11 protein-coding genes are annotated in these 9,612 nt (G+C 45.5%); 8 read left to right on the top strand and 3 right to left on the bottom strand.

Translation table 11 applies throughout. The annotated features are described in order from the left end of the window. Nucleotides 1-87: 87 nt before the first annotated feature. Nucleotides 88-915: a Cof-type HAD-IIB family hydrolase gene (locus JC606_RS22205; RefSeq protein WP_137408681.1), complete on the bottom strand. Its 828-nt coding sequence runs from the start codon at nt 913-915 to the stop codon at nt 88-90. 187 nt (nt 916-1,102) lie between these two features. Beyond that, nucleotides 1,103-2,083, bottom strand: coding sequence for an alpha/beta fold hydrolase (locus JC606_RS22200; RefSeq protein ID WP_137408680.1), 981 nt, complete (start codon nt 2,081-2,083; stop codon nt 1,103-1,105). An 80-nt stretch (nt 2,084-2,163) separates the two neighbouring features. Between JC606_RS22200 and rhtB the strand changes: the two genes are divergently transcribed. The 7 genes from rhtB (at nt 2,164) to JC606_RS22165 (ending at nt 8,503) form a co-directional block, all read left to right on the top strand. Then, nucleotides 2,164-2,781, top strand: coding sequence for a homoserine/homoserine lactone efflux protein (gene rhtB, locus JC606_RS22195; protein ID WP_137408679.1), 618 nt, complete (start codon nt 2,164-2,166; stop codon nt 2,779-2,781). Between the two features lie 45 nt (nt 2,782-2,826). Continuing rightward, on the top strand, nt 2,827-4,047 hold the full coding sequence (locus JC606_RS22190) for an EAL and HDOD domain-containing protein (protein WP_102423317.1): 1,221 nt from the start codon (nt 2,827-2,829) through the stop codon (nt 4,045-4,047). A gap of 99 nt (nt 4,048-4,146) precedes the next feature. Further along, nucleotides 4,147-4,488 carry an ArsR/SmtB family transcription factor gene (locus JC606_RS22185; RefSeq protein WP_198779462.1) on the top strand — a complete coding sequence of 114 codons (342 nt, stop codon included), beginning with the start codon at nt 4,147-4,149 and terminating at the stop codon, nt 4,486-4,488. Between the two features lie 41 nt (nt 4,489-4,529). Beyond that, on the top strand, nt 4,530-5,531 hold the full coding sequence (locus JC606_RS22180; RefSeq protein ID WP_004740501.1) for an ArsJ-associated glyceraldehyde-3-phosphate dehydrogenase: 1,002 nt from the start codon (nt 4,530-4,532) through the stop codon (nt 5,529-5,531). A gap of 25 nt (nt 5,532-5,556) precedes the next feature. Then, on the top strand, nt 5,557-6,048 hold the full coding sequence (locus JC606_RS22175; RefSeq protein WP_004740503.1) for a cyclin-dependent kinase inhibitor 3 family protein: 492 nt from the start codon (nt 5,557-5,559) through the stop codon (nt 6,046-6,048). 96 nt (nt 6,049-6,144) lie between these two features. Further along, a complete protein-coding gene (arsJ, locus tag JC606_RS22170) occupies nt 6,145-7,365 on the top strand; it encodes an organoarsenical effux MFS transporter ArsJ (protein ID WP_198779461.1) in 1,221 nt (406 codons plus the stop codon). Between the two features lie 124 nt (nt 7,366-7,489). Next, nucleotides 7,490-8,503 (top strand): acyltransferase, encoded by a 1,014-nt coding sequence (locus tag JC606_RS22165; protein WP_004740513.1) that lies wholly within the window; start codon nt 7,490-7,492, stop codon nt 8,501-8,503. A 69-nt stretch (nt 8,504-8,572) separates the two neighbouring features. On the opposite strand, the gene JC606_RS22160 is transcribed toward JC606_RS22165, so the two are convergent. Further along, nucleotides 8,573-8,902 (bottom strand): DUF2500 domain-containing protein, encoded by a 330-nt coding sequence (locus JC606_RS22160; RefSeq protein WP_004740515.1) that lies wholly within the window; start codon nt 8,900-8,902, stop codon nt 8,573-8,575. A gap of 244 nt (nt 8,903-9,146) precedes the next feature. Here JC606_RS22160 and JC606_RS22155 point away from each other — a divergent pair, with 244 nt between their 5' ends. Then, nucleotides 9,147-9,521: a hypothetical protein gene (locus tag JC606_RS22155; protein ID WP_004740517.1), complete on the top strand. Its 375-nt coding sequence runs from the start codon at nt 9,147-9,149 to the stop codon at nt 9,519-9,521. The last annotated feature ends 91 nt before the right edge of the window (nt 9,522-9,612 follow it).

Raw genomic sequence — 9,612 nt, 5'->3', positions numbered from 1 at the left:
GGGTATGAACTCGCCAAGTCTCTTGATTAACCAGACTTGTGATCAAGAGACAGGGCCATTGGCTGCCTTTTTGTATGATGGGGTTGTTTAGAGTAGGTGTTTCTCTAAGTAGTGCGCAACGGCATCATCAGCGTTGCTACCAATCACTTCATTGTCTGGTAGTGCTTGCATCACTTTCTCGTGCGATGTGCCCATGATTAGGCCTTTACCTGCCATTGCCAGCATCTCAGCGTCATTCATACCATCACCAAAGGCAACACAGTTATCCAGCGTTCGGTTCAGAGATTTCGCGACAGCGTCTAAAGCATGACCTTTAGATACTTCAGCGGCCATCACTTCCAGACACCAAGGTGTTGAGAAAGCCACGTTTAACTTGTCTCCAAATGCTTCTTTTAGCTTTTTCTCAAACGTCACTAGGTGTTCGTGGTCTTGCTCTGGGTGAGTGAAGAAAACCTTGGCAATGCCGTCGCTCGGCGCATTGTCTGCTTCAAAGCGCTTGTAGCTGAAGCCTGACTCACTGTGGAACTTAGCTAGCATTTCATCTTCACGATCGAGCAACCAATCTTCATTTTGGTACATGTGAATGAAGATGTTTGGATCTTGGCGAACAATATCAATAACCGGTTGAACGAGTTCTTGAGGTACGTTTTGGCTATACATTAGCTGATCATTCTGGTCGTGCACGCGAGCACCGTTCGACGTGATCATGTATGCCGGAATCCCTGCGATTTGACGAATCCCAGCTACATCGACGTGATGGCGACCCGTTGCGAAGATAAAGGTATAACCTTGCTCGTGTAACTTCTTTAGCGTTAGCTTGGTAAAATCGCTCAACTGATGGTTGGGAGCCAGCAGCGTACCATCTAAATCAGAGGCAACGATTTTCACGGAATCTTTAAGTGCAGGAATAGTCATTTAACCCTCATTGCAAAGTGCTTAACCAATATCAACACTAGCCAATGCTAGTATCGTTTGAACTACAATATCTCGACCCAGAAATTGTATGCCAAAATCATGCAAGAAAAGAGGGCAAAGCTCACTTACTTCTCTTCCTCTTTATTCGCTATCTTATGGCTCGCTTCTTATGCAGTTGATGTGAGTACTAAACAAAGAACTGATTAATGGCATCCAGTGTTTGATTACGGTATTTGTCTTGCTCAAACAACACTTCATGCCTTGAGCCTTCAATAACTTTAAAGTGGCAATCCGGGTTGGTTTTCTTCAGCTTATTGATGAATTTCACCTGAGCATCGTTACTCACAATCTTCTCTTCACCAGCTTGAATCAGTAATAGAGGGATCTTGATTTGACGAGTCTGTTGGATTGACTGCTTGGCTGCCATTAACCCTTGCCATACCCAGCGAGTGCTAGCGCCACCGACTTGCAGTGAAGGGTTCTCTTCGTAAAGTCTACGGAACCACTGATAACGAACCTTGCTTTGGCTCAGGAGGTTATTCTCGAAAGGTTTCGAGTAATAGGCCTGCTGACCTGGCGCGTAAACCGGTTTGGCGTGATACGCGGTAAGCACTTGCCCAATAATCATCGCGATAGGCTTTAAGTACCACTCGGTGTTGATACCAAACATTGGGGCGCACAAGGTGACCTTATCAAATGGGTGGTCTGGATGGGTTTGTAGGTAGCGTGTCGCGATAGTGCTCCCCATTGAGTGGGCTAACAGGTATCGCTTGGCATACTTGCTGAGGTCAAAGCTGGCAATCATGTCAGACATATCAGATGCATAATCATCAAACTCATGAATGTGACCAATGTCAGAGTCTGCTACCATACGTTCCGACTGGCCTTGACCTTGATGGTCAAATGAATAAACGTCGTAGCCTTGTTGATAAAAATCATAAAAGATTTCTTGGTATTTTTGGCAGCATTCGATACGGCCATTTGAAATCACAATAGCTTTGCTGTGCTTCTCTGAGGTGAGGCTGCACCAGTACAGTTTCTTTTTACCAGACGATGTTAAATACCCCTCTTTTCTTTGTTGCCAAAGAGCGTTGATCGGGTGTTTAATCGCATGATCGAACTGAGGTTCTTGAGTGTAAGGGAAGGCGGTTTCGCTGTGGTTTTCCATGGGAAATTACCTGAACTGATGCGTGGAGAGCTTTATTGCTACTAATGTTGTTAGATTAAAGAACTAGTAAGGAAATGCAAATGGATACTCATGTTTGGCTTGCTTATGTTGTCACAGCGATTTTGTTTAGCTTGGCTCCGGGCTCGGGTACCGTAAATTCAATCAGCAATGGGTTAAGCTATGGCACTCGAAAGTCATTGGCATCAATCGTCGGTTTACAGTTTGGTCTTACGTTTCACATTGTGTTGGTGGGCGCGGGTATCGGCGCGCTCGTTGCTAAGTCTGCATTGGCGTTCACCATCATTAAATGGGTCGGTGTGGTTTACTTAGTTTGGTTAGGTATTCAAAAGTGGCGTGATAGCTCGAGCCTAGTGGCATCTGAAGAGAGCTCTGCTCTGTCGAGTGGCAAACTGCTGAGAAACGCTGTGCTTATCAACCTAACGAATCCGAAATCCATCGTGTTTTTGGTGGCTCTGTTTCCTCAATTTATTGACCCTACACAACCTCAAGCACCGCAGTTATTAGTGCTAGGTGTGACGACAGTATTCATTGATAGCGTTGTTATGCTGGGTTACACCTCATTAGCGTCACAAATGGGACGTTTTATTCGCTCTGATCGCATAATGGGTAAGATAAATAAAATATTTGGTGGTATGTTCATGGGCTGCGGTGCTTTGCTAGCTGCCGCGAAAGCTTAGATTAAGCGACTGAGTTATAGTTAAACCAATCAGAGTTATCAAGAAATGACCGCTACATACGTTGCTCGACAACCTATCTTAAATCGCAAGAGGAATACACTTGGCTATGAGTTGTTATTTCGCGATGGCGAAAAGAATGCGTACCCAGCGCATATTGAGTCTAATCGAGCAACGTATCGTCTGATTGTTGAGAACTTCTTGTCTGTGGGTCTTAACCCTTCAATTCCATCTTCACGCTGCTTTATTAACTTTCCTTATCAAAGTTTGATTCGTCGACTGCCCTTAAGTTTGCCGAAAGATAAAGTGGTGGTAGAGATTCTGGAAACCTGCAAACCGACAGATGAATTGTTGGAAGCGGTTAAAGACCTTTACCAAGCGGGTTATATGATCGCCTTAGATGATTTTACTTCGACCCCAGAATGGGAACGTTTCCTTAAATACACGCATATCGTAAAGCTCGATATCATGCAGATGGGTTTGGATGAAGCGTGTGATTTGGTTAGGGCACACCAAGGGAAGAAGTTTAGCTTTTTGGCGGAGCGTGTTGAGACCGAGCAAGAATTCCAGCAAGCCAAAGAAGCTGGCTTTAAGTTTTTCCAAGGCTACTTTTTCAATAAACCGGAAATCATCAAGAGTAAGTATATTAGCCCTGAGCAAGTGATTGCTATGGAGCTGTTCCAAGAAGTGTGTAAGCCCGATGTGGACTTTCAACGTGTCGAAAGCATTGTTGCGAAAGATGTGGCGCTCTCATACAAGCTGCTGCGGTTTGTGAATACTATGTCGCCGCGCCTCGAAGTGACCATCTCTTCTTTTCGTCAGGCTTTGGTGTATCTAGGGCAAGAGAAACTGAAAATGTTTGTTTCGTTAGCCGTAGCCTCTTATGTCTCTGATAAAAAGCCGAAAGAGCTGTATGGACTGTCCCTACAGCGTGCCCAGTTTTGTCAGCGTATGTCTCGCTATCAGGCATTTGAAGGGTATAGAGAGCAGGCCTTTATGATTGGCTTATTCTCCTTGTTAGATGCGCTGTTGGATTTGTCGTTAGAGAACTTAGTCGAGCAGTTGCCTCTGTGTAAAAGTATCAAGGTTGCTCTATTACGTAGGGAAGGCCCTTACGGTACTTTGCTTGCCCTTGAAGAGAGCTTTGAGCATGCGGATTGGCAGCAGATTGATGAGCACTGCGCTGATTTAGGGCTTAGCGTGGATCAGGTAAAAACTGAACTTACAGAAGCGCGTCGCTGGAGTCACACTGTGACCAACAAGCTGTAGTGTTGCTTTATTAAACTTTTATGACATTAAAAACGCACGCCTTGACGTGCGTTTTTTTATAACTAATGTATACGCATATCCATATATGAGTATGTAGTTATGCTTCCTCACCAATTTTTTAAATTACTGTCTGACGAAACGCGAGTGCGTTGCTTAATGTTGATTGTGCGCCAAGAGTGCCTTTCAGTTGGTGAGTTGACTCAGGCATTACAAGAAAGTCAGCCAAAGGTATCGCGCCACCTTGCGCAGCTGCGTTCAAACGGCATTTTGACTGACGTTCGCCAAGGGCAGTGGGTGTTTTACCGCCTGTCACAAGATTTACCGGGTTGGATGCTAAATTTAGTTGATGACCTTATCGCATCGAACTGTTTGAAAACTGAATACCAACAAGATATTGAGCGCCTAGAAGCGATGACTTCACGTCCTCAATGTTGCGTTTGATCGAATATTTTTAGATTCACCACTGACTGAGAGAACACATAATGACAGTTAAAGTAGGTATTAATGGTTTTGGCCGTATCGGCCGTCTAGCACTTCGCGCAGCTTTCGATTGGGAAGAGCTAGAGTTTGTAAAGATCAACGATGTAGCTGGCGATACAGCAACGCTTGCACACCTTCTAGAGTTTGATTCAGTTCAAGGTCGTTGGAACCATGAAGTAACAACTGAAGGCGACGAGATGATCATCAATGGTCAACGCATCAAAACCACTAAAGAGCGTGACATCGACGCGATCGATTGGTCTGGTTGTGATGTTGTGATTGAAGCGACAGGTGTTCACCGTAAGACTTCTTTCCTAAACAAATACCTAGAGCAGGGCGTGAAGCGCGTTGTAGTTTCTGCACCTGTAAAAGAAGAAGGCATCGCAAACATCGTGGTTGGTGTTAACGACAACATCTTTGACCCAGCAGTACATAAGATTGTGACTGCAGCGTCTTGTACCACTAACTGTATTGCACCTGTGGTTAAAGTGATCAACGAGAAACTTGGTATCGAGAATGCCTCTTTCACAACGATTCACGATCTAACTAACACTCAGACTATCCTAGATGCGCCACATAAAGACCTACGTCGTGCACGTGCTTGTGGTATGAGCCTAATCCCAACAACAACTGGCTCTGCTAAGGCGATTGTTGAGATCTTCCCTGAGCTAGAAAACCGTATCAACGGCCACGCGGTTCGTGTACCACTAGCGAACGCGTCTCTGACTGACATCATCTTCGAAGTGAAGCAAGACACAACGGCAGAAGAAGTGAACACGATGCTGAAAGAGGCGTCTGAGAATGAACTGAAAGGCATTCTTGGCTTTGAAGAGCGACCACTGGTGTCTATCGACTACAAAGGCGACCAACGTTCTACAATTGTAGATGCACTGTCTACCATGCTGGTTGGTAAGCGCATGGTTAAGATCTACGCTTGGTACGACAACGAAATGGGTTACGCGACACGTACCGCAGAGTTAGTACGTACTGTCGGCTTAGCATAAACCTGAGCGCTTAGGAGACAACACTATGACACATCCAACATGGCAACTAGACCTTGAACAAGGTGCGCTGATTCTGACTCCATGCCCAGGTACTAAAGAGGCTGATCTTGATGCATCTCTGGCACAACTGAAAGAGCAGGGCGTTAAAGCTATCGTGACTGCGCTCGATGATACAGAGCTTGCAAGCAAAGACGTGGCAGCACTTGGCGAGAAAACTCGTGCGCTAGGCATGCAGTGGTTCCAAATCGAAATCGAAGACGATTGTGCTCCAGGTACTGACTTTGCGGCGAAATGGTCTGCAGCAAGCCCTGAGTTGCACAAAATCGTTGATAGCGGTGCGAAAGTCGCTATGCACTGCATGGGCGGTTCAGGCCGTACAGGTTTGTTCGCAGCTCACTTGCTGTTAGAAAAAGGTTGGGACCTCGACAAGATTGTTCAAGAAGTTCAAGCACTGCGTCCAGGTGCTTTCACTAAACCTATCCAGGTTGAGTACATCAATGGCGTAGCGAATAGCTAATAGTCACCGGTGTTAGACAAGGAGCTTTTGGTATCTGGAGTGTTAAGCTTATCGTGATCCAAAAGCTCTTTTTGTTTTGATTGCAGAGATAGCATTATGTTTTCAAATCTAAGTAAGAGCGTTCGCCAATACATGTTGGTGACTTTCAACTACTGGAACTTCACCATTACCGATGGTGCACTTCGTATGCTGGTGGTTTTGTATTTCTACGACCTTGGTTACAGCTCGCTAGAAATCGCCTCACTGTTCCTCTTCTATGAATTCTTTGGTGTGGTGACGAACTTAATCGGTGGTTGGCTGGGGGCGCGTCTTGGCCTCAATAAGACCATGAACATTGGCCTGGGGATGCAAGTTTTCGCCTTGGGTATGTTGGCCTTGCCATCGGCCATGTTGACGATTCCTTGGGTAATGGCGGCGCAGGCGCTGTCAGGTATTGCTAAAGATCTTAATAAGATGAGTGCCAAGAGTTCAATCAAAACCTTGGTGCCGGATGAGCAGCAAGGTGCTTTGTATAAGTGGATTGCGATTCTGACTGGATCTAAGAATGCGCTTAAGGGTGCAGGCTTCTTTATTGGTGGTTTGCTGCTTTCAACGATTGGCTTCCAATACGCAGTGCTTGCTATGGCTGCAGTGCTGACTTTAGTCTTCATTGGCAGTGTAGTGAGCTTAGAGGCAGACATGGGTAAGGCGAAAACCAAGCCTAAGTTCAAACAAATCTTCTCTAAGTCTGAATCGATCAACATCCTGTCTGCGGCGCGCATGTTCCTGTTTGGCGCTCGTGATGTGTGGTTCGTGATTGCTCTGCCAATCTATCTAGGCAGTGTATTTGGTTGGGATCACTCTTGGGTAGGTGGCTTCTTAGCAGCTTGGACCATCGCTTACGGCTTTGTACAAGGCATAGCGCCTAAGATTACCGGTAAAGCGCAAGGCAAGGTACCAGATGGACATGCAGCACTGTTATGGGCGGGCGCATTGGCTCTGGTAACGGCGGGTATCGCTTATGCGGTGCAGATAACATGGCAACCAGAACTGGTGATTATTGGTGGCTTGATGGTGTTTGGTGCCATCTTCGCGGTCAATTCATCGCTTCACTCATACCTGATTGTCAGTTATGCAAAAGGCGATGGTGTGTCGCTTGATGTGGGTTTCTACTATATGGCGAATGCTATGGGCCGTTTAATAGGCACAATCCTATCTGGCTTGGTGTTCCAAATGGGCGGCTTGTCAGCTTGTTTGTGGGTCTCGTTCGCATTCCTGGCGATAACAACGGTGATTTCGTTGCGCTTGCCTAAGGTGCCACAAACCTCAGCGGCATAAGCTTCCGTCTGATTCGATTAAATCGCGATATGCTTCTCCTTTAACAATAAGCTGACTTGGTATTTATTCCGGTCAGCTTTTTTATTGCTATAGTAGAATGATTGAATATTAATCAGGCATTTACATGAAGCAGCGAATTCTCTTCTTTGATTTAGCACGATGTGTCGCGGCCGTAGCGGTTATCGCGATTCATGTTTTGGCACCTTATCGCAACGAGCTAGGAACCATTCCTTTTGGTGAGTGGCTAACGGCGGTTACGGTCAATGGTTTCAGCCGTTGGGCGGTACCTGTCTTTATATTGATAACTGGCGCCCTGATGCTCAGTGATCAGCGTCCATTTGATGCCAAGTATTATCTAAAGCGCCGTTTAGGTAAGGTGTTGATTCCTTTTATCGTCTGGTCGCTTTTCTATACCTACCTGTCTGGTTGGTCGGCAATGGGCTTTGATGCCGATGTCAGTTGGGATGTGCTGCTTAATAGCTATCACCACTATACCTACTATCACTTAGGTTTCTTCTACTACTTCATTCCACTCTATTTTGTGATTCCGTTCTTACAGATCATGGTGAGAAAGTATGGTGATAAGGCGGTTTATAGCTTCACTGCGGTGTGGTTGTTTACCTCGTTATTGTTCTTACTCAGAATCGATGGTCCTTGGAGCCATGAGCTGTGGCTTTACACTGGCTACTTGCCACTGGGTTATCTGCTGTACAAGAAAGTCCCACTCAACAAGTTTACTGTTAGCGTGAGTACTGGACTTGGCGTATTGGCACTGTTGACCACAGTCTATATGGTGGTTGATGCGAGCTTAGCTGCAGAAGAGTACACGGTTGGTCGTTGGTTCTCCTACAAAACCTTGAATACGGTATTAGCTGCGAGCATGGTGTTTATGTTGTGTCGCTACTTTGGAGAAGGGTTGTCAGACAAAGGCAATCAAGTGGTTGGCTTCATCAGTAAACACAGTTTGGGTATCTACCTACTGCACCCAATCTTCTTGTGGCCAATGAAAGAGTTTGGTTGGTACCAAGGTCACCCAGCTTGGGTTATTCCATTATGGATAGTGATTAGCGGAGCAGGTGCACTGTGGATGAGCTGGATCGTTTCTAAGTCAGAGAAGACACGTTGGCTATTGCCTTAGCGATGCGCCAAGGCGTTTCGATATTGGTTTATTGTTGAATGTCGATGAGAAAGGGTTGAAGCGCTAGGGTTAGCGCTTCAATGCAAAGTGTAAGAACTTATCACCTTGATAAGTTAAGGTCCCTTTGTCACCCGGGTTAAGAGCGTGGAAGTAGTGAATGCCGACTTGGAACTCACGTTTCGGACCAACTACACCGCGTTGAACATAAATCCAATACTCTTGGTCTTCTTGACCCGGTTCTGCATCAGGAAGGTCGATGGATTGTTTATCTAATACCGTGACGTTCACTTTCTTTTCTGGTGCGTTCTCGCCTTGCATGTGCTTTCGATAAAAAACAAGAAATACCCAGGCCGCGAGACCTGCGAGTGCAAAGATGGCAAAAAAGAGTGAGTTAGGCATATAACCTCCATGTAGTCGTAATGGTTATTCTAGTCTTTCGGGCAATAGGGATATGTGTTTAAAGCCGCTATTCGTGAACTGCTGTAAGCAAAGCTGATTATTTTTCGGCAGATATCACATTTAATGGCCAGTTTGGGATAAAGCACTGTTATTTCTTGTCTCTTGCTCTCGTAAATAGCAGTGATTTTGTATAAGAATAAGGAAATGCTCGACTAGAATTATAGTGTGGAGTGGGAGGGCCAAGATGACCGATATTGAAAAAGTGGTGACAAGAACTCGCAATATAGAGAAATTATTGAGACTTCAATATCACGCTGAAGGCGAAGGATTGCATGAGCTCGTAACAAGCTGTGAAGAAAGGCTACCGCACGATATGGTAAGCAAGCTGCGTTATATCGCGACGTGCCGAAATAAAGTAGTGAACGAACATGATGCCAAGTTGGAAGATCAACATAAGTTCATCATGATGTGTAACGACTGCGAGAAGGAACTGACTCCACGTAGTGGTCGTTTTATCTGGCGAGTTGCGATTTTGCTGATGATGGCAATGACTTTGGCTGCCGCGGGTTTCTACTATGCGAACTGGGATGTATTAACACTACATCTGTTTTCGAAATGAAAAAATTGAACAAAAAAAGGGACGCTCATGGCGTCCCTTTTTTTTGGTTCATCGCGGATTAGCGGGAACTAAAAACAAAAACGGTAGTAAG

Source organism: Vibrio sp. IB15 (assembly GCF_016406055.1).
In the GTDB taxonomy this organism is placed as follows: domain Bacteria; phylum Pseudomonadota; class Gammaproteobacteria; order Enterobacterales; family Vibrionaceae; genus Vibrio; species Vibrio chagasii.
Note: the sequence above shows the minus strand (reverse complement) of the source record. Positions and strands in the feature narration are given on the sequence as shown.

Bases quoted from the DNA above. Each gene is read 5' to 3' on its own strand.
- JC606_RS22205 (WP_137408681.1), bottom strand. From the start codon at position 915: ATGACTATTCCTGCACTTAAAGATTCCGTGAAAATCGTTGCCTCTGAT.
- JC606_RS22200 (WP_137408680.1), bottom strand. From the start codon at position 2,083: ATGGAAAACCACAGCGAAACCGCCTTCCCTTACACTCAAGAACCTCAG.
- rhtB (WP_137408679.1), top strand. From the start codon at position 2,164: ATGGATACTCATGTTTGGCTTGCTTATGTTGTCACAGCGATTTTGTTT.
- JC606_RS22190 (WP_102423317.1), top strand. From the start codon at position 2,827: ATGACCGCTACATACGTTGCTCGACAACCTATCTTAAATCGCAAGAGG.
- JC606_RS22185 (WP_198779462.1), top strand. From the start codon at position 4,147: ATGCTTCCTCACCAATTTTTTAAATTACTGTCTGACGAAACGCGAGTG.
- JC606_RS22180 (WP_004740501.1), top strand. From the start codon at position 4,530: ATGACAGTTAAAGTAGGTATTAATGGTTTTGGCCGTATCGGCCGTCTA.
- JC606_RS22175 (WP_004740503.1), top strand. From the start codon at position 5,557: ATGACACATCCAACATGGCAACTAGACCTTGAACAAGGTGCGCTGATT.
- arsJ (WP_198779461.1), top strand. From the start codon at position 6,145: ATGTTTTCAAATCTAAGTAAGAGCGTTCGCCAATACATGTTGGTGACT.
- JC606_RS22165 (WP_004740513.1), top strand. From the start codon at position 7,490: ATGAAGCAGCGAATTCTCTTCTTTGATTTAGCACGATGTGTCGCGGCC.
- JC606_RS22160 (WP_004740515.1), bottom strand. From the start codon at position 8,902: ATGCCTAACTCACTCTTTTTTGCCATCTTTGCACTCGCAGGTCTCGCG.
- JC606_RS22155 (WP_004740517.1), top strand. From the start codon at position 9,147: ATGACCGATATTGAAAAAGTGGTGACAAGAACTCGCAATATAGAGAAA.